General features: G+C 72.5%; 28 protein-coding genes. 12 read left to right on the forward strand and 16 right to left on the reverse strand.

Annotation, left to right across the window (positions count from 1 at the left end; genetic code table 11):
- The 6 genes from U5911_RS09085 to U5911_RS09110 form a co-directional block, all read right to left on the reverse strand.
- Positions 1-536, reverse strand: a 536-nt coding sequence (locus U5911_RS09085; RefSeq protein WP_336037158.1) for a TSUP family transporter, incomplete at its 3' end; no start/stop codon positions are given.
- Between the two features lie 2 nt (positions 537-538).
- Positions 539-688 carry a DUF7512 family protein gene (locus U5911_RS09090; RefSeq protein WP_336036717.1) on the reverse strand — a complete coding sequence of 50 codons (150 nt, stop codon included), beginning with the start codon at positions 686-688 and terminating at the stop codon, positions 539-541.
- Between the two features lie 240 nt (positions 689-928).
- Complete coding sequence (locus U5911_RS09095) at positions 929-2,104, reverse strand: inorganic phosphate transporter (RefSeq protein ID WP_336036718.1); 1,176 nt, start codon at positions 2,102-2,104, stop codon at positions 929-931.
- Between the two features lie 10 nt (positions 2,105-2,114).
- Entirely contained in the window at positions 2,115-2,573 is a 459-nt protein-coding gene (locus U5911_RS09100; protein ID WP_336036719.1) for a YeeE/YedE family protein, read from the reverse strand.
- The gene (locus tag U5911_RS09105; protein ID WP_336036720.1) at positions 2,570-3,127 is read right to left on the reverse strand and encodes a YeeE/YedE family protein; all 558 of its coding nucleotides are present in this window, start codon (positions 3,125-3,127) and stop codon (positions 2,570-2,572) included. Before U5911_RS09105 ends, U5911_RS09100 begins: the two co-directional genes overlap by 4 nt.
- Positions 3,128-3,135: 8 nt before the next feature.
- Positions 3,136-4,329 (reverse strand): MBL fold metallo-hydrolase, encoded by a 1,194-nt coding sequence (locus U5911_RS09110; protein ID WP_336036721.1) that lies wholly within the window; start codon positions 4,327-4,329, stop codon positions 3,136-3,138.
- 251 nt (positions 4,330-4,580) lie between these two features.
- Here U5911_RS09110 and U5911_RS09115 point away from each other — a divergent pair, with 251 nt between their 5' ends.
- From U5911_RS09115 to U5911_RS09150, 8 genes are all read left to right on the forward strand, one after another.
- On the forward strand, positions 4,581-4,826 hold the full coding sequence (locus U5911_RS09115; RefSeq protein ID WP_336036722.1) for a sulfurtransferase TusA family protein: 246 nt from the start codon (positions 4,581-4,583) through the stop codon (positions 4,824-4,826).
- A 2-nt stretch (positions 4,827-4,828) separates the two neighbouring features.
- On the forward strand, positions 4,829-5,398 hold the full coding sequence (locus U5911_RS09120) for a DsrE/DsrF/DrsH-like family protein (protein WP_336036723.1): 570 nt from the start codon (positions 4,829-4,831) through the stop codon (positions 5,396-5,398).
- Between the two features lie 339 nt (positions 5,399-5,737).
- Entirely contained in the window at positions 5,738-6,262 is a 525-nt protein-coding gene (locus U5911_RS09125; RefSeq protein ID WP_336036724.1) for a winged helix-turn-helix transcriptional regulator, read from the forward strand.
- Positions 6,259-6,570 carry a DUF7471 family protein gene (locus U5911_RS09130; protein WP_336036725.1) on the forward strand — a complete coding sequence of 104 codons (312 nt, stop codon included), beginning with the start codon at positions 6,259-6,261 and terminating at the stop codon, positions 6,568-6,570. The genes U5911_RS09125 and U5911_RS09130 overlap by 4 nt, the downstream gene beginning before the upstream one ends.
- A 117-nt stretch (positions 6,571-6,687) precedes the next feature.
- Complete coding sequence (locus U5911_RS09135) at positions 6,688-7,317, forward strand: nitrous oxide reductase accessory protein NosL (RefSeq protein ID WP_336036726.1); 630 nt, start codon at positions 6,688-6,690, stop codon at positions 7,315-7,317.
- Between the two features lies 1 nt (position 7,318).
- Positions 7,319-9,244, forward strand: a complete 1,926-nt coding sequence (locus tag U5911_RS09140; protein WP_336036727.1) for a NosD domain-containing protein — start codon at positions 7,319-7,321, stop codon at positions 9,242-9,244.
- A complete protein-coding gene (locus U5911_RS09145) occupies positions 9,241-10,044 on the forward strand; it encodes an ABC transporter ATP-binding protein (RefSeq protein ID WP_336036728.1) in 804 nt (267 codons plus the stop codon). Before U5911_RS09140 ends, U5911_RS09145 begins: the two co-directional genes overlap by 4 nt.
- Complete coding sequence (locus U5911_RS09150; RefSeq protein ID WP_336036729.1) at positions 10,044-10,874, forward strand: ABC transporter permease subunit; 831 nt, start codon at positions 10,044-10,046, stop codon at positions 10,872-10,874. The genes U5911_RS09145 and U5911_RS09150 overlap by 1 nt, the downstream gene beginning before the upstream one ends.
- A 16-nt stretch (positions 10,875-10,890) precedes the next feature.
- Here U5911_RS09150 and U5911_RS09155 read toward each other — a convergent pair whose 3' ends face one another.
- From U5911_RS09155 to U5911_RS09185, 7 genes are all read right to left on the reverse strand, one after another.
- A complete protein-coding gene (locus tag U5911_RS09155) occupies positions 10,891-12,003 on the reverse strand; it encodes an aminotransferase class V-fold PLP-dependent enzyme (RefSeq protein ID WP_336036730.1) in 1,113 nt (370 codons plus the stop codon).
- Between the two features lie 43 nt (positions 12,004-12,046).
- The gene (locus tag U5911_RS09160; RefSeq protein WP_336036731.1) at positions 12,047-12,670 is read right to left on the reverse strand and encodes a helical membrane plugin domain-containing protein; all 624 of its coding nucleotides are present in this window, start codon (positions 12,668-12,670) and stop codon (positions 12,047-12,049) included.
- Position 12,671: 1 nt separating this feature from the next.
- A complete protein-coding gene (locus U5911_RS09165) occupies positions 12,672-13,814 on the reverse strand; it encodes an NAD(P)/FAD-dependent oxidoreductase (RefSeq protein ID WP_336036732.1) in 1,143 nt (380 codons plus the stop codon).
- On the reverse strand, positions 13,811-14,053 hold the full coding sequence (locus U5911_RS09170; protein ID WP_336036733.1) for a sulfurtransferase TusA family protein: 243 nt from the start codon (positions 14,051-14,053) through the stop codon (positions 13,811-13,813). The genes U5911_RS09165 and U5911_RS09170 overlap by 4 nt, the downstream gene beginning before the upstream one ends.
- Positions 14,054-14,186: 133 nt before the next feature.
- Positions 14,187-14,402 carry a YgaP family membrane protein gene (locus tag U5911_RS09175; protein WP_336036734.1) on the reverse strand — a complete coding sequence of 72 codons (216 nt, stop codon included), beginning with the start codon at positions 14,400-14,402 and terminating at the stop codon, positions 14,187-14,189.
- A 25-nt stretch (positions 14,403-14,427) separates the two neighbouring features.
- Positions 14,428-15,681, reverse strand: coding sequence for a M20 family metallopeptidase (locus U5911_RS09180; RefSeq protein ID WP_336036735.1), 1,254 nt, complete (start codon positions 15,679-15,681; stop codon positions 14,428-14,430).
- A gap of 163 nt (positions 15,682-15,844) precedes the next feature.
- A complete protein-coding gene (locus tag U5911_RS09185) occupies positions 15,845-16,255 on the reverse strand; it encodes a hypothetical protein (RefSeq protein WP_336036736.1) in 411 nt (136 codons plus the stop codon).
- A gap of 143 nt (positions 16,256-16,398) precedes the next feature.
- Here U5911_RS09185 and U5911_RS09190 point away from each other — a divergent pair, with 143 nt between their 5' ends.
- Together U5911_RS09190 and U5911_RS09195 are read left to right on the forward strand one after the other, a co-directional pair.
- A complete protein-coding gene (locus U5911_RS09190) occupies positions 16,399-16,839 on the forward strand; it encodes a DUF302 domain-containing protein (protein ID WP_336036737.1) in 441 nt (146 codons plus the stop codon).
- An 88-nt stretch (positions 16,840-16,927) separates the two neighbouring features.
- Positions 16,928-18,220, forward strand: a complete 1,293-nt coding sequence (locus tag U5911_RS09195; RefSeq protein WP_336036738.1) for a DUF7405 family protein — start codon at positions 16,928-16,930, stop codon at positions 18,218-18,220.
- Here the strand turns inward: U5911_RS09195 and U5911_RS09200 are convergent.
- Entirely contained in the window at positions 18,217-18,522 is a 306-nt protein-coding gene (locus U5911_RS09200) for a putative quinol monooxygenase (protein ID WP_336036739.1), read from the reverse strand. The genes U5911_RS09195 and U5911_RS09200 overlap by 4 nt on opposite strands.
- A gap of 73 nt (positions 18,523-18,595) precedes the next feature.
- Positions 18,596-19,558 carry a DUF7282 domain-containing protein gene (locus tag U5911_RS09205; protein WP_336036740.1) on the reverse strand — a complete coding sequence of 321 codons (963 nt, stop codon included), beginning with the start codon at positions 19,556-19,558 and terminating at the stop codon, positions 18,596-18,598.
- A gap of 101 nt (positions 19,559-19,659) precedes the next feature.
- Here U5911_RS09205 and U5911_RS09210 point away from each other — a divergent pair, with 101 nt between their 5' ends.
- Both U5911_RS09210 and U5911_RS09215 read left to right on the forward strand, forming a co-directional pair.
- The gene (locus tag U5911_RS09210) at positions 19,660-20,745 is read left to right on the forward strand and encodes a DUF7350 domain-containing protein (protein ID WP_336036741.1); all 1,086 of its coding nucleotides are present in this window, start codon (positions 19,660-19,662) and stop codon (positions 20,743-20,745) included.
- A gap of 470 nt (positions 20,746-21,215) precedes the next feature.
- Positions 21,216-22,031 (forward strand): helix-turn-helix transcriptional regulator, encoded by an 816-nt coding sequence (locus U5911_RS09215; RefSeq protein ID WP_336036742.1) that lies wholly within the window; start codon positions 21,216-21,218, stop codon positions 22,029-22,031.
- A gap of 19 nt (positions 22,032-22,050) precedes the next feature.
- Here U5911_RS09215 and U5911_RS09220 read toward each other — a convergent pair whose 3' ends face one another.
- Complete coding sequence (locus U5911_RS09220; RefSeq protein WP_336036743.1) at positions 22,051-22,959, reverse strand: phosphoribosyltransferase HisG-related protein; 909 nt, start codon at positions 22,957-22,959, stop codon at positions 22,051-22,053.
- Positions 22,960-23,003 lie beyond the last annotated feature (44 nt).

Here is a 23,003-nt window from a genome sequence, read left to right on the forward strand (position 1 = left end):
CACAGCGACACCGACACGCCGCCCCGGAGCTCCATCATCGGCGGCACCCGGTAGGACTGGATCTTCTTCGCGACGTCGGGGATGTCGTCGGCGTCGACCTCGGCGTCGGCGTCGTGACTGATGCCGCCGTCGCCGTCACCGCTCGTGGCGGTGTACGTGATGAACGCGCCGATCCCGCCGAGCAGCCCGACGTAGATGACGCTGACCACGAGGTCCGCGAGGCCCATCGCCTGGAGGGCGTGGAGGCCGATCTTGCCGACTTCGATGCCGGCGGTGGTCCCGGCGATCATCAGGACGCCGAGCTTGTAGTCGACCTGCCCCAGGTCGCGGTGTTTCAGCGTCGCGATGACCGACGTCGCGAACACGAACGCGAGCCCGGAGGCCACCGCGACGGTCGTGTCGTAGCCCATCACCATCAGCGCGGGCGTCACGAGGAACGACCCGCCCATGCCGAAGAAGCCGAACAGGAGGCCGATGAGGACTCCGAACCCGGCGAACAGCGCGAGCAGGCTGACCGCGACGCCGAACAGTTCCATCGTCATTTGCCACCGACCGCGTCGACGACCGCCGGTCCGAACACCCGCTCGAGGATGCCGTAGCCGACGTACAGGATGACCGCTTCGACCAGGACGACGCCGACGACGAGCAGTGCGCCGTCGACGCCGCTGGCGTTCTCAAGCCCGAACATCTGTCGTCACCCCGAACAGTATTGTGTAGTTCATGGTATTCTGCTCAATTCTGCCTAGTTCACTGCCTCACTTAACGGTTTTGGGTCTACCGTACAATTCTATTCGGAGCAGTACGCCGTACGTTACACAGAACGGACGCACGCGCGGTCCGACCGCCACCTGACGCTGGACGCGAGCGAGAGCGACGCGAGCGGCGGCGAATCGCTGTACTGGCCGGACGGCCGCGGTGGGCCGCGCGGTCACAGCGCGGCGAACGCCACGCCGTACGCCAGCGAGAACGAGAGGACGAACGAGCCGACCCACGCGCCGACGGTCGTGCCGACCTTCCGGGCGCTCACCGCGTTGCTGCCGCCGACCGCGGCGCCGCTCCCGATGATCGCGCTGACGACGATCTCGTTGAACGAGACGGGGACGCCCAGCAGCACCGCGAGCTGCGCGATCAGAAACGACGGCACCAGCGCCGCGATCGAGCGCCGCGGCCCCAGCGACGAGTAGTCTTGGCTGATGGCCTTGATCATGCGCGGCGCGCCCGTCCACGACCCGACGAGGATGCCGAAGCCGCCCCCCGCGAGCACGGCGAACGTCGACACGCCGCCGACCTGGTCGACCAGCGGCATCAGCGGGCCGACCGCGAGGCCGACCTGGCTGCCGCCGGCCGAGAACGCCACGAGCGAGCCGAGCGCGAGCAGGACGCGCCGCAGCCCGCCGGCCTCGTCCCTGCGCACGTCCCACCAGACCGCGGCACCCACGGCGGCCGCCGCGACGAGCGTCACGGCGACGGCCGCGCCGGTGCCGTCGGCGCCGACCACTCGCTGGGCGAGCGCGCGGAGCGTCCCGCCGGAGCCGTTCCGGCCGAGGAAGCTGAACTCGACGTTCGCGAGTACCGCGCCGACCAGTCCCGCGAGCGCGGCGACGCTGTACCGCTCGGGGACGTCCGGCCGCGGCAACACGCTCGCGATGCCGTACGCGATGCCGCCGCCGACGAACGGGGTCAACACCCAAACGGCCGCGACCTGCGTGTACTTCGGCCAGACGGGCGTCCCGCCGAGCGCGAGGCCGACGCCGATGACGGCGCCCGTGACGGTGAACGCCGTCGCGATGGGGTAGCCCGTGACGATGCCGACGGCCATGAGGCCGGCGCCGAGCACGAGCACGAGGATGACGCCGGCGACGGGGAGTTCGATGCCACCGACGAGGCCGCTACCGACCGCCTCCGAGACGTTGCCCCCCTGCGTGACCGCGCCGACGAAGCCGAACACGCCGACGACGAACGCCGCGCGCATCGTCGAGATGGCGTTCGCGCCGACCGCGGGCGCGAACGGGGTCGCGCCGCTCGATCCGGCGCCGATGACCCACGCCATGAAGAGGCTCGCGAGCGCTGCGGCGGCGAAGAGGGCGAGGAGAGCGGGGTCCATGCTGTGTGTGTCAGTCGGCGCCGGCCGTGGCGGCGTCGCGTGCCTGGCTGCGACTCCGCCAGTAGCCCTGGGCGTACGCGCCGAGGAACATCCCGGCGAGCGCCCAGAGGATGGTCACGTTGCCGACGCCGAGGCTGGCGTAGGCGGCGCCCGGGCAGATGCCGGACAGCCCCCAGCCGACGCCGAAGACGGCGCCGCCGACCAGGACGTTCCGGTCGAAGGGCTTCAGGCGGCGCTCGTAGGCGTCGCCCGTGAGCGGTGCGCGGTCCCGAATCCGGGGCAGCACTGCGAAGGCGACGCCGGAGACGATGGCCGCGCCGAACATCACGAACACCAGCCCGAAGTCCTCGAACTGGAGGAAGTTCAACACGACCTCGGGGCGCGCCATGTGGCTGAAGCCGAGCCCGAACCCGAAGATCAGGCCGCCGACGAACACCAGCGGCTTGAACAGGGGGTGTCGGTCCGTCATGGGCTCACCCCCAGCGCGGCGACGACCTGGGCCGTCCCGATCGCGACGGTCAGGAACGTCAGCACGCCGACCAGCGACGTCTTCGACGCCGACCCGACGCCGCAGACGCCGTGGCCGGACGTACAGCCCTTGCCGATGCGGGTGCCGACACCGACCAGGATGCCGCCCAGGAACAGCCGCCACGGCTGGACGTCGGTCGTCCACAGGGTCACGCCGGCGACCTCGTAGAGCCGGCCGGTCGTCCCGGGCTCGTACAGCGACGTGGAGACGAGTCCGGACTGGACCGTCGCCGCGAACGCCAGCGCGCCCAGCACGATGCCGGCCGTGAACACGACCCGCCAGTCACGCGAGGCGACGTACCGCTGGAACCGCGGCTGGTCGGAGACGTACGACAGCGTGGACTCGAGGAACGTGCTCGCGCCGGCCGGAATCCCGGTCCCGGCGTAGATGACGACGGTCCCGAGCCCGACGAGCAGGCCGCCGACGGCGTACCGGCTGACGCCGTTGGGGAAGAGGTCGGCGGCCAGCTGGAGCAGTACGGGGTCAGTCACCATCGGCGTGGTCAGTCACCCGCGAGCGACTCCTGGCTCGCCGCGCAGTTGTTCGGCCCGAGTTCGAGGGTGAACGCCTCCTCGTCGTCGACGGCCTGCTGGCCGAGGTTGGTCGCGATGATGCTCTCGTAGTTGGCGGGCCGCGGCGGCATGTCCGAGAGGATGAGTTCGACGAACTCGTCCTCGTCCATCGTGAGCGCGGCCATGTCCTCGACGAGCTCGCCGATGGGCGCCGTGTACGTGCCGTCCTCGGCGGGTTCGGCGGCGTCGCTGAAGTGGGCGCCGCCGATCAGCGTGTCGTCGGGCAGCGTCAGGACGCGCTCCTGGAGGGACTCGTAGAGCATGCGCGCCGCGTCGGGGGCGCCGTCGTCGCCCTCCTCGAGGTCGGGGCGGGCGACGCTCTCGACGAACAGGCCGTCGCCGGTCGCGAGCAGGCTGTCGTCGACGAGGTACGAGGTCATGCCCGTGGTGTGGCCGGGCGTGTAGACGGCCTCGATGGTGACGTCGCCGACCTGGAAGGTGTCGCCGTCCGCGGCGGTCGTCAGTTCGTCGGCGTACGTGACGCCGCGGTCGACGGCCGCCTCGGGGATGACGCCCTCGACGCCCTCGCCGTCGAGGTCGCGGACGCCCGAGATGTGGTCGGCGTGGATGTGGGTGTCCAGGGCGTACTTCAGGTCGACGCCGAGCTCGTCGGCGTCCTCGAGGTAGCGGTCGGTGAACGCGCGCAGCGGGTCGACGATCGCGGCCTCGCCGTCGTCGTAGACGAGGTAGCCGAGACAGCCCGAGGACGGGCGCTGGTACTGGACGAGCGTGCCGGCGCCGTCGTAGCGTTCGACCTCGACGGCCTCGTAGATGCTCGCCCAGCCGTTCATCCCGTCCTCGAGGTGGTTCACGTCGTAGCCGCGCTCGGCGAGGGTGCCGGCGACGAACTCGCTGGCGCCGCCCTTCGCGCAGAGCACGGTCACCTCGCGGTCGTCGGGGATCTGTTCGAGGACGTCCTCGTCGACGTCGTCCTCGAGGAAGTGGAAGTAGGGGACGTTGATCGACGTGACGTTCTCGCCGTCGATGCGCCACTCCTCGTAGTCGGACTCCATCCGCGCGTCGAGCAGCGTGACGTCCTCGCCGGCGTCGATGCGGTCCTTCAGCGCCTCCGGCGTGACGGACTCGACGTCCGCGTCCGGAGTCGGGAAGTCTTCGGGGTTCATGTCGTGCAGTCGCTTCTACTGGACGGACGCACTAAAGAGTTTGCATAGTAATCCACCGATTGCACAATATAGCCTGCGTGCCGCGTCCGCCGAACGACGTGAATCTGGCGCGTACCCGCGCGATTACTACACTAACAAGGATAGCTGCGGCCGACCGAGAGTTCGGACCGTGCACAAGAACCAACATTCTTTTAACCACGGAGTTGGTATTGTGCGTTAGCTCCAATACACACCAACGGAGCAGACATCCCATGAGTGCAGAATACGACATCGCGGAGACGCTCGACGTGAAGGGTGCATCGTGTCCCATGCCGGTCGTGAAGACGAAGTCCGCCATCGACGACCTCGCCGAGGGCGAGGTGCTGGAGGTGCTCGCGACGGACCCCGGCAGCGTGAGCGACATCGACGGCTGGGCGTCCGGCACCGCCGGCGTCGAACTCGTCGACCAGGAGGAGGGCGAGGACGTGTACAAGCACTACGTCCGCAAGACGGAGTGACGATGAGCACGGACACGCCCGACGCGCCCGGCGACGACGCCCCCTCGCGAGCGGAGCTCGCCGCCCGCGTCGAGGAACTCGAGGAGGCGCTCGCCGCCGCAGACGAGGACGACCAGCGGAAGATGTCCATCATCGCGACGAAGGGCACGCTGGACATGGCGTACCCGCCGCTCATCCTCGCGAGCACCGCCGCCGCGTTCGGCTACGACGTGACGGTGTTCCACACGTTCTGGGGCCTGGACATCCTCCACGAGGAGCGCTCGAAGAACCTCAAGCTGAGTTCGGTCGGCAACCCCAACATGCCGGTGCCGAACGCTGTCGCCGCGCTCCCCGGGATGGACCGCGTGACGACGAAGATGATGGAGAAGAAGATCGCCGACAACGACACGGCCACCATCGAGGAGCTGATCGAGACGAGCCTCGAGATGGGCGTGGAGTTCCAGGCGTGTCAGATGACCATCGACCTGATGGACTACGACGAGGACGACTTCTACGACGGCGTCACCACCGGCGTCGGCGCCGCGACGGCCCTACAGGACATGGCCGACGCCGACATCCAGCTGCTGGTCTGACCGGACGGCTGTCGCTCCCGCGGACCCGTGTCTCTCCGTCGCCCGCCGACGGACCCGACTTTCGACGTTCGCACCAGAAACGACCCGGGGCTCGCCGGCGAAACGACCCGGGGCTCGCCGCCGAACCGTCTCCGACGTGGTGTTCCGGCGGCCGGGACCGCGTCTCGACGAGCCGGTTCGCGCGCGGGTCGCGGCGACGGCGTCAACGCCGGCAACCGGGCCCGGTCCGGCGTTCGACTGGCGTACCAGAAGGAGTATCGATCCGGGCCGCGTAGTCGGTATCGTAGAACAGTTGCACGGATGCTGCGGCTGCCGCGACCCGCCCGTTCACAGAGACCGATGTCAGAGACGAGAGCGGCGATCGAGCGAGCGGTACAGACCCACCCGGGACTGCACTTCCGGGGGCTGGCTCGCCGGCTGGAGATCGCGCCGGGCCAGGTGCAGTACCACGTCCGGCGGCTCCGCTCGACGGGGGACGTCGTCGCGGAGTCCGTCTACGGGCGGACGCACTACTACCCGCCGGAGTACGACGAGTGGGAGCGGACCGCGCTCGCGTTGCTCAGGCGCGAGACCGCGGGCGACGTCGTCGCGCACGTGCTGGTCGAGGAGCCGGTCCGCCCCGGCGACGCCGCGGACGCGCTCGGAATCGCGCGCAGCACGCTCGAGTGGCACCTCGACCGCCTGGTCGAACACGGGCTCGTCGAGAAGCGCCGCGGCGCCCGCGGCCGCGTGCGGCTCGCGGTCCCGCAGCGTGACCGGACCGTAGAGCTGCTGCGGGACGCCGACCCGTCGCTCGGCGAGCGCATGGTCGACCGGTTCACGCGCCTCGTGGACGGCCTCCTCGACGGGCCCCGAGACCGATGACGCACTGGCTCCCGGGACGGTACGGCGGCGTCCTCCTCGCCGTCCTCGCGCTCGCCGCGCTCGCCACGACCGCGCTGTTCGCCGTCGCGGCGGCCGCGTACGCGCGGCGGCGGTCCCGCCGGTACCTGCTCGTCGCGGGGGTCGTCGGGCTGCTCGCGCTGCGCACGCTGCTCGGCATCGGCACGGTCCTCGACGAGGTGCCGATGGTCGTCCACCACCTGGTCGCGCACGGCATCGACCTGGCGGCCGCCGTCGCGCTCCTCTACGCGGTCTACCGGGCTCCGGCCCACCGCCCCGGAGACCTGTAGGGCTGCCGACACTCCCGTTAGAGGGTTGTACCAGAATCCCCATACCGCGAACGGTCGTAGTGTCGGGTAGCGACGAGGGGCGGTCGCCGCCCGCCGCCCGCTCGCCAGAACCCAACGATGTCCGACACTACCTGCCACTCGTCGACTGACCAGGAACGCGACCACGAGCGGTCCGCCGACCGCGCCCGCTGCCGACGCAGGAGCGTCCTCGCGGCGACCGGCGCGGCCGTCGCCGGCGGCCTCGCCGGCTGTCTGGGCGGCGGCGGTGGCGACGGTGACGCCCCCGGACCGGTGACCCTCGACGAGGACGACGACTGCGACGTCTGCGGGATGGTCATCTCCCAGCACCCCGGGCCGACGGCCGAGGTGTTCTACGCGGACGTCGAACCGGCGGGCCACGAGAACCCGGCGCGCTTCGACAGCACGTGGGAGGCCTTCCAGTTCGACTTCGAGCACGACGACTGGACGCGGGAGGCGTTCTACGTCACCGACTACTCGAGTGTGGACTACAGCATCCAGACGGGGGAGGGCGAACCGGTCATCTCCACGCACTACGACGCGGAGTCGTTCGCCGACGCAACCGACGTGACGTTCGTCGCCGACTCGGAGGTGGTCGGCGCGATGGGGCGGGACCTCGTCGGGTTCACCGATAGGGCGGACGCGGAAGCCTTCCGGGACGGACACGGCGGCGACCTGGTGTCCTTCGACGACGTGACGCCCGAGGTCGTCTCGTCCCTGGGGCGGTGAGATGCTCAGCCAGGACCTCGCGACGGTGGGGCTCGTGGTCCTCGTCGTGTTGAGCCTCTCGCTGGCCGTCCCCGTCGACGCGGGCGGCGGCGCGGACCCCGTGGCGTTCGGCGACACGCTCCGCCTCGGCCTCACCGGCGAGACGGTCCGCGAGGCCGAACAGCACGACCTCTCGATTCCACGCGTGCAGGTGTACTACTCGGGCTACGAGTACGTCGTGGGATTCAACGGCGTCGAGTCGTTCGTCGCCGAGCAGGCCCGGACCGGCAACGAGCGGCAGTTCGGCCGCCCGGTCGCCGTCTTCGTCTCCGACTACGCGGGGACGAACGTCTCGCTGACCGAGGACGGCTACCTCACTGCGACCCGCCACGTCGGCTTCGAGCGCGCCGGGGAGACGTACGTCGTCGTCGACAGCCGCGCCCGCCTGCCGAGCGGACCGGTCGCGGTGCCGTTCGGCGAGCGGGACGCGGCCGCCGACTTCGCCGACGAGTACGGCGGGTCGGTCGTGCCCTGGCGGGACGTCGGCGACCGCGTCGACGCCGACCGGTCACTCGACGCGTCGACGTTCCGGGCGGCCGTCGACAACCGGAGCGAGTGGGCCGACGACGCGGTCGCGTCGACGAGCGACCTCGCGGACCGCCCGACGTCGGTGGTCGTCGGGGAGGACGAACCGACGCTCGAGGCCGCCCTCGAGGCCGCACCGCCGAACACCACCGTCGAGGTGCCGCCTGGCACCTACCGGACTGACGGGCTCGTCGTGAACGAGTCGGTCACCGTCGCCGGCACCGGTCCGGAGACGCGCATCGTCGGCGACGAGAACGGCACCGTCGTGCACGCCGCCGCGTCCCGGGTCGCGCTGACCGACCTCACCGTCGCGGGCGTCGGCGACGTCGGGAGTCGACGGGGCGAGATGAACGCCTCGCAGCTCTCGGACGTCGGCTGGTCGGAGAACGTCGAACTGGCGTACGGCCGCGGCGACGCCGGCGTCCGCCTCGTCGACGCGCCCGGCTCGCTCGTCTCGGACGTCCGCGTCGAGTCGCCGTCGTCGGGCGTCGTCGTGTTGAACAGCAGCGGCTCGGCGCTCCGCGGCCTCGACGTGAACGTGACCCGCGGCATGGAGGAGGGCTACATGGGCGTCGTCGCGATGTACGACCCGATCGTCGTCGAGGACAGCAGCTTCGAGGGCGGCCGGGACGGCGTCTACACGCACCGCGCGGACGGGGTCGTGGTCCGGGAGAACGAGTTCGCGGACGTCCGGTTCGGCGTCCACCAGATGTACACCTCCGAGAGCCTCGTCCGGGCCAACGCGGTCCGGGACGCGCGCACCGGCGTCGTCGTGATGACGCGCCCGACCGGGAACCTCGTCGTCGACAACGACGTCCGCGAGTCGGGCGTCGGCATCTCGACGGCGGGGTCGCACTCGTACTTCGCCGGGAACGTCCTCGCGGACAACGCCCGTGGCCTCGACGTGTTGAGCGCCCAGTCGCTGTACACGCACAACACCGTCGTCGACAACGGCGTCGGCATCCGCGGCGGCACGGGCCTGGCGACGAACCTCGTGACCGCCAACGACGTCGTCGACAACGACCGCGCCGCGACCGCCGAACTCGGGTCGCTGCGCGTCTGGACCGTCGGCGACGAGGGGAACTACTGGGGGCCGGTGCCGGGCTTCGACGAGGACGGCGACGGCCACTCCGAGCGCGCGTTCCGGCCGACCGGACCGGTCGACTCGCGCGTCGACACAGTGCCCGGCGCGTGGACGCTCGCGCAGTCCCCGTCCGTCGAGGTCGTGCGACGCGTCGAGAGCACCGTCCCCGGCCTGCGTGCGGCCGGCGTCGTCGACACGGCGCCGCGCGCCCGCCCCGCCCGACCGGAGGCGCTCGCGGCCGTGCGCGACGGCGCGAACAGTACGGAGGTGGGCGCGTGACCGAACACGCCGGCCCGGACGACGAACGCGCCAGCCCGGACGACGAACACGCCGGCACGGACGACGGGCCGGTGCTCGCCGCGTCCGACGTCTCGGTCTCGTTCGGCGACGTCGACGTGCTGGACGGCGTCGGCGTCGACTTCGAGGCCGGCACCGTCGCCGCGCTCGTCGGGCCGAACGGCGCCGGGAAGACGACCGCCCTGGAGGTGCTCGCCGGCCTCCGCTCGCCCGACGCCGGGACGGTGACCCGGCGGTCCGCGGCCGCCCGGTCGGTCGCGTACCTCCCCCAGTCGCCGCGCTTCCGGGACGCGTTCACGGCTCGCGAGGTCGTCTCCTTCTACGCGTCCCTCGTGGACGTCGACGTGGACGTCGACGCGCTGCTCGACCGCGTGGGGCTGTCGGCGGCCGCCGACCGCCGCGCCGACGCGCTCTCCGGCGGGATGACGCGCCTGCTCGGGCTCGCGCAGGCGCTCGTCGGCGACCCGCCCGTGGTCGTGCTGGACGAGCCGACCAGCGGCCTCGACCCGGACGCCGCCGACCACGTCTTCGAGGTCGTCGCGGACATCGCCGCCGACGGCCGACTGGTCCTGACCGCGAGCCACGACCTGGCGGCGATCCAGCGGCGCGCCGACCGCGTGCTGTTGCTCGCGGACGGCGAAGTACAACTCGACGGCACTCCCGACGCGCTGGTGGCGGACGCGGGCGTCGAGACGCTCCGGGACGTCTTCTCGGCGGCCGTCGGCGAGACGGGGCGGCGGGCGACCGCCGTCTCGGCGGCCGCGCCGGGGGGTGAGCAGTGATGCGGCGCCACGAGCGGACGTTCGTCGTCGCCGACCGCGAACTCCGCACGGTCGTCCGGAACCGGGCGCTGCTCGCGGTCGCCGCCGCGTTCTTCGCGGCCGTCGTCGGCCTCGGGGGCGCGTCGACGGGGTCGCCGGGCGGCTACGTCTCGCTGACGTACAACCTGCTCGTGCCCGTCGCGGTGCTCGTTCCCGTGCTGGCGTTCGCGTTCGGGTACCAGTCGGTGCGCGGCGACGCGGCCCGCGGCGAGGTCGACGTCATCCGGACGTACCCCGTCTCGCGCGCGGAGTACGCGCTCGGCGTCTTCGTCGGGCGCGCGCTCGCGGTGCTCGCCGTGGTCGTCGCGTCGCTGGCGGTCGCCGGCGTCGTCGCGAGCACCGGCGCCGAACAGCCGGCGTCGTTCCTGGCGACGCACTCCGCGGGCGACACGCTCGCCGTGTACGCGCGGTTCGTGCTGTTCGCGGTCGGCTACGCGCTCGCTGTCGTGGCGCTGGTGCTGGCGGCGTCGGCTGTCTCGCGGTCTGACCGCGAGGCGCTCGCGGTGACCGCTGGCGTCGTGGTCGTCGTGGTGTTCGTCCTCGACCTCGCGCTGGTGACGCTGCTCTCGATGGGGTTCCTGACCGCGGACTCGGTCGCGGCGTTCCTCGCGGTCGGGCCGTCGAGCGCGTTCCGCGGGCTGGTGTTCGAACTCGCGGTCCGGCCCGCGCTGGCGACCCCGCTGCCGGTCCGGACCGCCGCGCCCGCGCTGAGCGCCGCCGGCCTGCTGGCGTGGTGGGCGGTCGGCGTCGGCGTCACCGCGCTCGCCGCGTGGCCGGCGGGAGACGAGTGAGTCGCCCGGGAGCGGGCTACGCGAACCCGAGCGCGTCGGTCAGCCGGTCGACGTCCTCGGTGGTGTTGACGGCGTGGATGGACGCCCGGACGGCCGAGGGCTCGGGGAGCGCGCGCACGACGACGCCGCGCTCGCGGAGCCGCTCGACGGTCGCCTCGGGGTCGTCGACGTCGACGGTCACCAGCCCGGACTCCGGCTCCGCGGGACTCAACAGCCGGTCGTCGGGGACGGCGTCGGTGAACCGCGACGCGAGGTCGCGGATGCGGTCCCGGACGCGGTCGACGCCGACGTCGTCGATGGCGTCGACGGCCTCCCGGAGCGCGACGTGCGGGGCGGGGTTCGCGGACCCGACCTCGAAGCGGCGGGCGCCGGCGGCGAACGCGTACGGGTCGTCGGTCGGCGTCTCGACGCTCCGGTAGCCGACGGTCGCGGGCCGCAGGGACTCGGCGACGTCGCGGTCGACGTACAGGAAGCCGCTGCCCCAGAGGCCGAGCAGCCACTTGTGGCCCGCCGCGGCGACGGCGTCCGCGCCCCAGTCCCCGACGTCCATCGGGAGCTGGCCGGGGACCTGGACGGCGTCGACGAGCGCGAGCGCGCCGGCGTCGTGGGCGACGTCGACGAGCTCCGCGACGGGGAGTTCGGTGCCGTGCGTCCACGTGACCGCGCTGAAGCACGCGAGCTCCGCGCCGGCGACGGCGTCCGCGAAGGCGTCGACGTCGACGCGGCCGCGGTCAGTCTCCACGACGCGGACCTCGACGCCGCGCTCGCGGAGGCGCTGCCAGGGGAGCACGCCGGCTGGGTGTTCGACGTCGGTCCGGACGATCGCGTCGCCGGGCTCCCAGTCGACGGCGTTCGCGACGGCGTTGACGCCGGCGGTCGTGCTCTCGGTGAGCGCGACCTCGTCGACGTCGGCACCGACGAACGCGGCGAGCCGCTCGCGCGTCCGGTCGTACTCCGCGAACGCCGCCTCGTAGGGGTCGGCGTCGACGGGCGCCTCGTACTCGTGGGCCCGCTGGAAGCGGTCCGCGGCCTCGACGACGTACTCGGGGCTGGGGCCGTGCGCGCCGAAGTTCAGGTACGCGTGTTCGGCGAGGGCGGGGACGTCGGCGCGGAGTTCCCGCGGTGTCACCGCCGGTCACCCCGGACAACCGGGAGCGACGGCCCGGACGCGCTCACGCGTCACCTCCCGGGCGCTGGGCGCGGCCGAGCGCTCGCGCGAGCGCGACCACGTACCCGAGGCCGTACTGGACGTCCGGGTCCCGGACCGCCTTCACCAGGCCGACCGGGCCGACGCGTTCGGGGGGCTCGCCCTCGGCGTCCCCGACGCTCGCGAGCAGCGTCTCGAGCCCGTCGCTGGTGTCGTCGTCGGCCGCCGTGTCCGCGACCTCCCCGAGCGACGACCCGGTCGCGGCCAGCGACCGCACCATCTCGTCGTCGAGCGCGGCGGTCAGCAGCGACGCCACGCCCGCGAGCTCGACCAGTTCGTCCAGCGCGCCCGTCTCCTCGAGGACGACCAGCGACTCGAGGGCGTCCTCGAGTTCCCCGCCGTGCTCCCCGACGGCTTCGGCCAGCCCGACGGTCTCCTCGGTGGCGAGGCCGTCCGCGGACTCCGCGAGCGTCGACGCCGTCCCCGCGAGGTCCTGGACCATCTCGTCGGTGAGCGCGCTCTCCCCGAGCGCGAGCACGTCCAGGAGCTCGTTGACGGCGTCCAGCCGCCGGACGAACGCCGCGACCGCCTCCGGGTCCTCTGCGATGGCGGCCTCCAGGTCCGTCTCTGTCTCCGTCGCGTCGGACATGCTACAGCAGCCCCCGCGCGGTCAGCCAGTAGGACTCGTTGTACGCGAGCTTCGCCCAGTGGAGCTTCTCGGAGGGCGGCGCCGGCGACGGCGGGTTCTCGTAGTCGAAGGCCACGAACGACGCCTCGCTCATCCCGGTCTCGAGGAAGCACAGCGTCTTCCCGTCGTACGTCGCGGTGGCCGGCCGGCCGCGGACCTCGCTGGCGAGCCGCCGCGACACGACGCCGGCCTGGTAGTGCGCGACGCTGCCCGCGTTCGGCGCGCCCGTCTCGGCGGTGTCGCCGATGGCGTACACGCGGTCTGCGGCCTCGGCTTCGAGGGTGTGCTGGTCGACGTCGACCCAGCCCTGGTCGCCGAGCCCCGCCTCCTCGACGAGGTCGACGCCGCGGTGGGGCGGAATCGTCACGAGGAGGTCGTAGTCGAGTTCGCCGCCCTCCATCGACGTCACGGTCCGAGCGTCGGGGTCGACCGACTCCGCGTTGAAGAACGTCTCCACGTCGATGTCGCGGTCGTCCATGATGGGCCGCGCCCACTCGGCGATGTGTTCGTTGCCGTGGACGCGCTGTACCGGGTACGTGTACGTGATGTCGACCTCGTCGCGGAGGCCGCGCTCCCGGAACCAGTCGTCGGCCATGAACACGAACTCCAGGGGCGCCGCTGGGCACATGTGCGGCGTGCCGACGACGCTCAACACGAGGCGGCCCTCGGTGAACGACAGCAGTTCGTCGCGGAGCGCTTCGGCGCCGGACTCGCTGTAGTAGTCGTGGCCGGCCTCGGCGAGTCCGGGGACCTCGTCGGGGGCGAGCGTCGACCCGGTCGCGAGGACGAGGTAGTCGTACTCGATGGGGGCGCCGTCCCGCATCTCGAGGCGGCGCGCGTTCGTGTCGAGGCGGGTGACGCGGTCGATGCGGAGGTCGACGGCGTCGTCGACAAGCTCCGCGAGCGGCCGGCGGCCGTCGGCCGGCTCTCGCTCGCCGAACGGGACGTACAGCCAGACCGGCTTGTAGACGTGGTCGGGGTCGTCGTTGACGAGCGTGACGCGGACGTCGCCGGCGTCCAGTTCCGGTGCGAGCCGGTCGGCGAGGTCGTTCGCGAGGACCGACCCGCCGGTGCCGCCGCCGAGGACGACGACGTGGTCGGTCATGCTTTCTCCACGTAGAACGCGTAGTGGTCGTCGGCCTCCTCGACGTCCAGCAGCTCGTTGCCGGACTCCTCGGTCCACTCGCGGACGTCGGTCAGCGACTGCTCGTTGTCGCTGCGGAGGACGACGACGGCGCCGGAGTCGACCGTCCTGAGCTTCCCGATGAGGTCCATGAGGGGACCGGGGCAGGCCGAGCCGCGCGCGTCGACGGTCGCCGCCGGTTCGGTGTCTGTCGCAGGCATGGGTACGCGTGGACGTACGCCGCCCAGCCATATAGTATTGCACCTAGTTCCCAATATTCAGAAACCGGGCGGTGCGGTGCCGCGAGCGGCGCGGTGACGGCGGCGCGGGGCGGCCAGCGGCGTCCCGCGCTCGCTACGGCCGGCACGTGTTCACGCCCAGGAGGCGGTACACCAGGCAGAACCGCGTCAGCGCGGTGCCGACGAGGATGGCGCCGGCGGCGACGGCGACCGCGCCCAGCAGCGGGCTCGCGGCGACGTCGCCGGCGAGCACCGCGACGCCCGCGGCGGCGAGCAGGCCGCCGACGGCGAGCCTGACGGTCTTGTCGGTCGACCCGACGTTGGCTTCCATACCAGACACGACGGCCGAGACCGTGTTAAGCGTTGTCGAGGCGCTCGCGGAACGCCCGGGGCAGCGACGCGTAGACGGCCGCGTTCGCGGCGAGCGCGTCGACGGTCGTGTACTCGTCGACGCCGTGGACGGTGTCCGTGCCGAACGCGAACTCCACGGTGGGGATGCCGGCGTTCCGGAGCGCCTTCGCGTCGCCGCCGCCGGTCGCGCTCCGGCGGTAGACGCGCTCGCCGCTCACGGCCTCCGCGGTCGACGCGACCGCGTCGACGAGCGGGCTGTCCATCGGTTCGACCGTCCCCACGCTCCAGGAGACGTCGGTGACGGAGACGCCCTCGCAGTCGGCCACGCACGAGCGGACGTCCGCGAGCACGTCCGACGTCCCCACGCCCGCCGCGAGCCGCACGTCGATCTCGGCGCGGGCCGACTGCGGGACGCTGTTGACCGCGTCGCCGCCCTCGAGCGTCCCCAGGTTGATCGAGGGGTGCGTGAAGAGCTCGCGGGCGACCGACTCGCCCATCGACGGCGCGTAGTACTCGACGGACTCCTCGACGACGGCCGCCACCTCCGGCGGGAGGTCGAGGCGGCGCCCGCCGAACCGCTCGCGGAGCGTCTCCACGGCGGCGTACAGCCGGTCGATGGCGTTCTCGCCGAGCACCGGCCGCGACCCGTGGGCGGCCTCGCCCGTCGCCTCGAGGGTGAGCCAGATGCTGCCGCGGTCGGCGACCGTGACCGAGTGGCGGCCCGCCTCGCAGGTCGGCTCGCCGACGACGCAGCCGTCGGCGGCCAGCCGGTCGGCGTCCAGCAGCGCGGGCAGGCCGGCGTCGCCGCCGACCTCCTCGTCGCTGACGAACGCGAACGACAGCGTCACGGGCGGCGCGGTGTCCGTCTCCGCGAACGCGGCGGCCGCGAACAGCATCGCGGCGAGCGAGCCCTTCATGTCGGTCGCGCCGCGGCCGTAGACGCGGTCGTCGACGCGCTCGCCGAGGGGGTCGTGGCGCCACTGGTCGGCGTCGAACGGCACGGTGTCCATGTGGCCGTTGTACAGCAGCGTCGCCTCGCCCTCCCCGGGCAGCGTCGCGAGGAGGTTCGGCTTCGACGGGTCGACGGCGAACCCCTCGACGTCGACCCCGTCGGCCTCGAGGAACGCCGCGACGACGTCGGCGAGTTCGGTGGTGTCGCCGGGCGGGTTCGACGTGTCCACCGCCAGCAGGTCGAGTGCCAGGTCGACCAGCTCCGGGCGGTGGGCGTCGACGTACTCCCTCGGCGTCGACGCGCTCACGACCGCACCTCTCTCCTCGCGAGAGTCGCGGCTCCCGCGCTGCGACCGTCCTCGAGACGGGTGAGCATGCGTCGAGGTTCGGTCGCCAGCGTCAAAAGGATTTCTCGATTCGCACAATACTGTTCCTCCGTCGGAACCGCGGAACCGGGTCGCCGGAGGCCCGTCAGCAGCGCCCGCAGCGCCGCCGCTGGTAAGCGAGCACGGCGACGAAGAACGCGACGCTCGCGACGCCGATGACCGGCCGGAGCGGGTCGAACGTCGTCAGCAGCGCCGACGAGCTGAACAGCGCGAGCAACACCGCGTTGCAGACCGGGCAGCCGAACGCCAGCAGGCCGCCCGCGAGGCCGCCGACGGCGAGGCCGTCCCCGACCTGCCGGTCGGCCAGCGACCGCTGGTAGACGAACGCGGCCGCGAACGCCGCCGTCGCCGCGAGGAACACGTAGTCCGCGACCGTCCGGTCGACCATGCGGACGTAGACGGGGTTCGGGAGCAGGCCGGTCACCGTGCCGAAGACGAGGAAGACGCCGACGCCGGTCGCGACGCCGTCGACGAGGGGCGTGCGTTCGAAGGACATCGTCGAGTTGGCTGTCTCGGACTGCTGTGTCCACGACCAAAGGCGTCGCGGAATCGGCCGGCCGTCGTGGTCGTCGACCAGCCCACTACCGGCCGCGCCGAAACCCGAAAGAGTTTGCCTCGAGAACCCAATACTCCACAGGAATGACGCTCCCCATCGACCCGACCGACATCGACCCCGAGGAGTACGGCGAGGAGCAGGCGGTCCTGGAGATGGCCCACGAGGACGCCGTCGAGCACGTCCGCGAGGCGTTCACCGACGCGGGCTTCGGCGTCCCCGTGGAGTTCTCCGTCTCCGAGATGCTCAACGAGAAGGTGGACGCCGGCCGGGACCCCTACTACGTGCTGGGCGCGTGCAACCCCGCGGTCGCCGACCGCGCGCTCGACGCCACCGACAACAGGCTCGGCGCGCTGATGCCCTGCAACGTCGTGGTCTGGCAGGAGGAACCGGGCCGCCAGCGCGTCTACCACGTCTCCATCATGCGCATCGCGCGCCTGCTCGGCATGGCGCCCGACGACGAGGAGATGGCCGACATCGTCGCCGAGACGGGCGAACTCGTCGACGAGGCGTTCGCGAACGTCTGAGGGCGGGACTCCCCGCGTTTCCCCGACCGTTCGTATCGGATAGGTATCACGCAAGCCACATGGCGACGCGGCCCGAACCCGCCACCGGATGACGCCCCCGCACTCGACGCCCTCCCGCCGCGACGTGCTGAAGGCCGCCGTCGCCGCCGGGTCGACGGCCGCGCTGTCGGCGTGCCTCGACCTCGCGCCCGACGACGGCCCGCCGTCCGGCGACCCGACCGCGAAACCCGGCCGCCAGCACGCGTGGAACGACCACGTCCGCACGGACGACCACGGGAACGTCGAACTGCCGCGCCACCAGACGCTGCTGTACCTCACCCTGGACCGGGACGGCCCGCCGACGCCCGGCGACCGCGAGACCGTCGAGTCGGCGCTGTCGACGCTCGACGAGGCCTACGAGTGGTCGAACGAGGGACTGGTGTTCTCCGCGGCGTACTCGCCGGCGTACTTCGAGCGCTTCGACGCCGCCCTCCCAGAGCGCGTCGCCGTCCCCGACCCGGAGCCGCTGTCGCCGTTCGAGGACCCCGTCTTCGACACGCAGGACGCGCTCGTCCACCTCGCGAGCGACCGCGCGGACGTCGTGCTCGCGGCCGAGCACGCGCTCACGGGCGAGGCCGACGAGGTGAACGGCGTCGCCGTCGACGCGGCGCTGACCGACGCGCTCACCGTCGACTCGCGGCGCACGGGCTTCGTCGGCGCCGGCCTGCCGGCCGACCGCCAGGACGCCGCCGGCGTCCCGGACTCGGACCCCGTCCCGGAGGAGTCGCCGCTGTTCATGGGGTTCACGGCGGGGTTCGCGGCGAACCAGGCGACCGAGGACTACGTCACGTTCGACGACGGCCCGTTCGCCGGCGGCACCACGAAGGTGGTCGCGAACCTCCGGCAGCGCCTCGATGACTGGTACGGCGAGCAGGACTACGAGGAGCGCGTGATGGAGCTGTTCAGCCCCGGCCACGCGGCCGACGACCTCGTGGAGGGCGTCGGGAACAACCTCGGGGCGGACAGCCGGGTCGACCGGTACGTCGACGACCTCGCCGAGCACGCACGCGAGTACGGGCGCGTCGGCCACGCGCAGAAGGCCGCGCGCGCGAACCGCGACGGCGACGGGAACGTCCGCCTGCTGCGCCGGCACTTCGAGTCGACCGACGAGCTCGGCTCCGACCAGGCGGTCGCGAGCCTGCACTTCCCGACGCTCCAGCGGGACGTCCGCGAGTTCGAGGCCGTGCGTCGCGCGATGAACGGCACCGACGTCACCGCGGCGACGCCGGCGGTCCGCCAGCGCGTGAACAACGGCATCCTCGAGTACGTCTTCGTGCGGCGGCGCGGCTACTTCCTCGTGCCGCCGCGGTCGCTGCGCGCGCTGCCCGAGCCCGACCCCTAGAGGTTCGGCCGGGTGGCGTCCGCGACCTCGAACTGCCAGACGTCGGGCTCGCCGGCGAGCAACTCGGGGAGCCCCGCGGCGAACTCCCGGTAGTGGTCGGTCTCGAGGTGGGCGTCGAGGGCGGCCTCGTCCTCGTAGCGCTCGACGAACCGGATCGTGTTCGGCTCCCGGACGTCGACGTTCGCCGTGTACTCGAGGACGCCGTCCTCGCGCCGGGTCTGCTCGACGAGGCGTTCGGCGGCGTCGAGGGCGTCCGCGCGGCGGTCCGGGTCGACGGGGAGGCTGGCGTGCAGGATCAGCATACGGGACGGCTCGCGGCGCGGCGGAAAAACTGTTTCCCGTCCGCGGCGGCCAGACTGCACGCGCCGCGGTCCGTCACGACCTGGCGAGCAACAACGCGGCGACGAGGAGCGCGGTCGCGGCGTGCACGACGCCGTACCCGGGGACGCTCGACCCGGACTCCCGCGTGGACTCGGTGGGGGTGCGCTCGGTCGTCGCCGGGTCGTCCGCGGTCGGCGTGGCCACGTCGGCGTCGCTCGTGGCGGTGTTGACGACCGGGCCGGACGTCGTCGCGTTCGCGTCCCCGGTCTCCCAGACGAGGAAGTACGAGCTCACGGGGCTGTCGCCGGCGCGGAGCCGCCGGTCCCGGTCGGTGAACTCACCGTCGCCGTCGTCGACGTAGACGTCCGCGTGCAGGCCGAACGTCGACTCGTTCGTCGGGACCGCGCTGCGGTCGAAGGCCACGTCGACGGACTCGTGGACGCCCGCGTCCAGGGCCTCCACGCCGACGACGGTGTCGTTGTCGTCGTCCGCGCGGAGGACGAGGAAGCCGTCCGCGGGGAGCGCGACCTCCCCGACGGTGGCGGTCCCGGCGGCGGTCCGCTGGGGCGAGGACCGCTCCGCGAGCACGCGCGCCGGCCGGTCGGCCGCCGCGAGCGTGACGGGGCGGCCGGTCACGCGACCGAACGCGGAACTCGGCGGGTCGTCCTCCGGGTCGAACTCGCCGTCGCCGTCGTCGGCGTGGTAGACGACCCAGACCGTCTCGTTGGCGGGCCAGTCCGCCCAGGCGTCGTCGTCCATCTCGACGGGGACGTCGCGCTGGAAGCCGTCGTCGACGTCGACGGCGGTGTGGCCGATCGGTTCGCCGAAGCTCCCGTTCGGGGCCTCGCGATGGAGGACGAGGAACCCGTCGGCGAGCGGGCGGACGGCCTCGACGACGACGGTGCCGTCGCTCGAGTACTGGCTGTCGGCCTCGACGTGGTTGCCGTGGGCGGCGACCGGGCCCGCGGACGCGACCAGGAGGACCGCGAGGAGGGCTGCGGCGGCGGGGCGGCGCATGCGCCACCGTTGGACCGTCTCGTGGTTAACGGTTCTGGACGCGCCGCGGGCGCTGCGAACCGACCAGTGGTTCTATGGTCTCCCTGCCCCCCGTTCCGTGTATGCGACGCCGCCGCGTCCTCGCTCTCGCGTCCGGGACGGCCAGCGCCCTCCTCGCCGGCTGCACCACCGACACGGGCGACTCGACCGACGAACCGACCACCGGCGACGCGCCCGAGACGACCGCTCCCGCCACCACGTCCGCGGAGCCGGACGGCGTCTACGTCCAGCCCTTCGAGGAGCGGATGTCGATGCAGGGCTCGACGACGGCCGGCGACTACTCGGTCGCGCTCATGTTCACGGTGCCGCACACGTTCTGGACGGTGACCGGCTGGGACCGCTCGAAGACCGCGAAGACGGACGACGACTCCGTGCACCTGATGGCGGTCGTCTGGGACGACGACTCCGGGACGACGCTGCCGGACGCCGGCGTCTCCGTCGAGGTCCAGCGGGACGGCGAGCTGGTCTCCCAGGAGGTCATCTACCCGATGCTCTCCCAACCGATGGGGTTCCACTACGGCGGGAACTTCACGCTGCCGAGCGACGGCGCGTACGCGGTACGCGTCTCGGTGGGCGGCATCGCCGCGCGCACGACCGGCGACTTCGAGGGGCGGTTCGAGGACGCCGAGACGGCCGAACTCGACCTCGAGTTCACGGACGAGTCCCGCGCCCGCGTTGGATCGACGGCCGTCGACGCGGCCGGCACGGAGGGCGCGCTCGCGCCGATGGAGACGTCGTACCCGAAGTCCGTCGCGCCCGGCCCGGACGGCCTCCCGGGGACGGTCCGCGGGACGGCCGCCGTCGACGACGCGTACTTCGACGTGACGACACTCGAGTCCGCGTCGCGCGTCGGCGAACCGGACAGCGCCTACCTCGCGGTGTCGGCGCGCACGCCGTACAACGACTACGAGCTCTCGGGGATGGCGCTGGACGCGACGCTGGCCCGTGACGGCGAGAGCGTCTTCGAGGGCGCGCTGGAGCGCACGCTCAGCCCCGACGTCGGCTACCACTACGGCGCCACCGTCCCCTCGGTGGCCTCCGGGGACGAACTGACGCTGTCCGTGACGACGCCGCCCCAGGTCGGGCGCCACGAGGGCTACGAGACGGCGTTCCTGGACATGCGGCAGTCGGTCACGCTCTCCCTGTAGGCGTCGGCGGACGCGAAGCGACGGGACTGCGGGGACCAGCGCGGACCCCGACCGGCGAGGGTAACGTGCGCAGTCGTCTGCGGTCGTCCGTCGGGCGTCCGTTCCCCGTCTGCCTCAGGCGATCGGCAATTCCTCCCCCGTCTGCCTCAGGCGGTCGGCAATTCTTCCCCCCGTCTGCCTCAGGCGATCGGCAATTCTTCCCCCCGTCTGCCGTCGCCCGTCCGGCGACCGCTTCCCCACTCCCGACCGCGAGCGGCGACAGCGCCGTGGGCGTCGGTCGGTGCGGTCTGCCGCGCTCGCGGTCGGTCCAGCGTTGCGTGCGAGCGCCCTTCACGTCACGCTCCGGGAATCCGGCTCACGGCCCGCGTCCCAGTATTTAGTCGTTTCCCCGAGCGCGCACTTCGTTTCGGGACCGACCGCGCTGCGAGATTGGAAAACGCTCTTATCGATGCTCCGACACCGCGTGTGGTATGGCGTCGCAGACCGACCACGACGTCGCCGGCGCGGCGGTGCGGACGCTGCTGGACCGCCGCCAGTTCCTCGAAGCGCTGCTCGACGGCCCGAAGGACAAGCGCGCGCTCGTCGCGGAGACGGACGTCTCGCGGTCGACGGTCGACCGCGCGGTCCGCGACCTGGAGGCCCAGGGCCTCGCCGAGCGCGCGAACGGCGAGTACGAACCGACCGCGTACGGCGAACTGCTCGCCGAGGAGTTCGAGTCGCTCGTCGAGACCGCGTCGGTCGCGTGGGAACTCGGCGACCTCCTCGAGTGCCTGCCGAGGGACGCACTCGGCTTCCGGCTGTCGCGGCTGGCGGACGCCACCGTGACGACGCCGACCACCGCGAACCCGGCCGCGCCCCTCGAGCGCGTCGTCGAACTCAAGCGCGGCGCGAGCCGCGTGCGCTCGATGGCGGCCGGCCGCAGCCCCGGCGCGCTGGACGCCCACGAGGAGGCCGCGGCCGCCGGCGACCACACGTTCGAGTCCGTCGTCTCCGTGGACCTCGTCGCCTGGCTCGTGGCCGACGACGGCCGCCGCGAGACGCTCGCCGGCCTCCTCGACGCGGACGGCGTCAGCGTCCACGCCTACGACGGCGAGATTCCGGTCCCGCTCGGCGTCGCCGACGACGTCGCGTTCTTCGGCGTCGAGTCCGAGGAGGGCGCGCCGGTCGCCGTCGTCGAGACCCGGGACGAGCGCGTCCGCGAGTGGGCCGTCGACGCGTTCGAAGACCGCCGGCGCGCCGCGACCGAACTCGACCCGGCCGACCTCGAGGACTACGTCCGGGAGTGAGCTCCCGGGCGGACAGCTCCTACTGCGGCGGAATCGCCGTCTCGGGCGCGGTGTCGGCGAGCGCGCGCTTCACGGCGGCGACGGCGTCGGTGTCGGCCTCGCACTGGTTCTCCATCAGGACCGTCTCGCTGGGGAACAGGCGCTCGCCGACCTCGAGGCCGTGCTCGCGCGCCGTCGACCCCGTGACGGTGAGGTAGGCGCCGACGCCGACGTCCGCGATGGCGGCCTCCTCCTCGCGGTCCGCGTCCGGGTAGACGAAGTCGACGCCGTCCGCGGCGTCCGTGCCGAGGACGGCCTCCACGAGGCGCTCGTAGCGCGGACTGATGCAGAACGCGCCCTCGTAGGCGGCGACGAACTCGCGGTCGAGCGCGTCCGCGCCGACGGACTGCCTGGCCGCCGGCGTCGCGAGCAGCGTGTGGTGGACCGTGTCGCCGAGGCCGGAGACGACGCGGACGTCCGTGTCGTGGGGGTCGATGCGCTCGTTCAGGTCCGCGATCGACGAGAGGGGCTCGGCGCGCAGCTGGACGACCTCCTCGAGGACGAGGTCGGCGCTGTCGAACCCGAGCGCGAACTCGTGGGTGCGCAGCGCGCGGAACGGCTCCTCGCGGCCGACCAGCTGGACGGGCGTCCCGTCCACCGCGAGGGTCAGCGAGTCGAAGACGATGCGGCGGGGCTTCCCGGCGCGCGCGTCCCGCAGCAGCGTGTAGTCCGGTCGATGCGGGTCGCTGGGGTCGCTGTACGCGGCGAGGCGGTCGTAGACGCCGCGGTCGGCGGTCTGCTCGCCCTTCGCGACGGCCTTCTCGTAGCGGAGCGTCGACGCCACGTCGTCGGCGACGTCGGTCGCGTCGGCGCGAGCGGCGAGACGGTCGAGGACTGCTTCCAGCGGCCGCCCCTTCCGCGGGACGGCGACGCGCACCGGCGCTGTCATTGTCGAATGCAGCCGTCGCGCGCCGAAAACGGTTGTGATTCCGG

It is taken from the genome of Halobacterium yunchengense (genome assembly GCF_037031165.1).
Lineage (GTDB): Archaea > Halobacteriota > Halobacteria > Halobacteriales > Halobacteriaceae > Halobacterium > Halobacterium yunchengense.

Bases quoted from the DNA above. Each gene is read 5' to 3' on its own strand.
- U5911_RS09090 (WP_336036717.1), bottom strand. From the start codon at position 688: ATGTTCGGGCTTGAGAACGCCAGCGGCGTCGACGGCGCACTGCTCGTC.
- U5911_RS09095 (WP_336036718.1), bottom strand. From the start codon at position 2,104: ATGGACCCCGCTCTCCTCGCCCTCTTCGCCGCCGCAGCGCTCGCGAGC.
- U5911_RS09100 (WP_336036719.1), bottom strand. From the start codon at position 2,573: ATGACGGACCGACACCCCCTGTTCAAGCCGCTGGTGTTCGTCGGCGGC.
- U5911_RS09105 (WP_336036720.1), bottom strand. From the start codon at position 3,127: ATGGTGACTGACCCCGTACTGCTCCAGCTGGCCGCCGACCTCTTCCCC.
- U5911_RS09110 (WP_336036721.1), bottom strand. From the start codon at position 4,329: ATGAACCCCGAAGACTTCCCGACTCCGGACGCGGACGTCGAGTCCGTC.
- U5911_RS09115 (WP_336036722.1), top strand. From the start codon at position 4,581: ATGAGTGCAGAATACGACATCGCGGAGACGCTCGACGTGAAGGGTGCA.
- U5911_RS09120 (WP_336036723.1), top strand. From the start codon at position 4,829: ATGAGCACGGACACGCCCGACGCGCCCGGCGACGACGCCCCCTCGCGA.
- U5911_RS09125 (WP_336036724.1), top strand. From the start codon at position 5,738: ATGTCAGAGACGAGAGCGGCGATCGAGCGAGCGGTACAGACCCACCCG.
- U5911_RS09130 (WP_336036725.1), top strand. From the start codon at position 6,259: ATGACGCACTGGCTCCCGGGACGGTACGGCGGCGTCCTCCTCGCCGTC.
- U5911_RS09135 (WP_336036726.1), top strand. From the start codon at position 6,688: ATGTCCGACACTACCTGCCACTCGTCGACTGACCAGGAACGCGACCAC.
- U5911_RS09140 (WP_336036727.1), top strand. From the start codon at position 7,319: ATGCTCAGCCAGGACCTCGCGACGGTGGGGCTCGTGGTCCTCGTCGTG.
- U5911_RS09150 (WP_336036729.1), top strand. From the start codon at position 10,044: ATGCGGCGCCACGAGCGGACGTTCGTCGTCGCCGACCGCGAACTCCGC.
- U5911_RS09160 (WP_336036731.1), bottom strand. From the start codon at position 12,670: ATGTCCGACGCGACGGAGACAGAGACGGACCTGGAGGCCGCCATCGCA.
- U5911_RS09165 (WP_336036732.1), bottom strand. From the start codon at position 13,814: ATGACCGACCACGTCGTCGTCCTCGGCGGCGGCACCGGCGGGTCGGTC.
- U5911_RS09170 (WP_336036733.1), bottom strand. From the start codon at position 14,053: ATGCCTGCGACAGACACCGAACCGGCGGCGACCGTCGACGCGCGCGGC.
- U5911_RS09175 (WP_336036734.1), bottom strand. From the start codon at position 14,402: ATGGAAGCCAACGTCGGGTCGACCGACAAGACCGTCAGGCTCGCCGTC.
- U5911_RS09185 (WP_336036736.1), bottom strand. From the start codon at position 16,255: ATGTCCTTCGAACGCACGCCCCTCGTCGACGGCGTCGCGACCGGCGTC.
- U5911_RS09190 (WP_336036737.1), top strand. From the start codon at position 16,399: ATGACGCTCCCCATCGACCCGACCGACATCGACCCCGAGGAGTACGGC.
- U5911_RS09195 (WP_336036738.1), top strand. From the start codon at position 16,928: ATGACGCCCCCGCACTCGACGCCCTCCCGCCGCGACGTGCTGAAGGCC.
- U5911_RS09200 (WP_336036739.1), bottom strand. From the start codon at position 18,522: ATGCTGATCCTGCACGCCAGCCTCCCCGTCGACCCGGACCGCCGCGCG.
- U5911_RS09205 (WP_336036740.1), bottom strand. From the start codon at position 19,558: ATGCGCCGCCCCGCCGCCGCAGCCCTCCTCGCGGTCCTCCTGGTCGCG.
- U5911_RS09210 (WP_336036741.1), top strand. From the start codon at position 19,660: ATGCGACGCCGCCGCGTCCTCGCTCTCGCGTCCGGGACGGCCAGCGCC.
- U5911_RS09215 (WP_336036742.1), top strand. From the start codon at position 21,216: ATGGCGTCGCAGACCGACCACGACGTCGCCGGCGCGGCGGTGCGGACG.
- U5911_RS09220 (WP_336036743.1), bottom strand. From the start codon at position 22,959: ATGACAGCGCCGGTGCGCGTCGCCGTCCCGCGGAAGGGGCGGCCGCTG.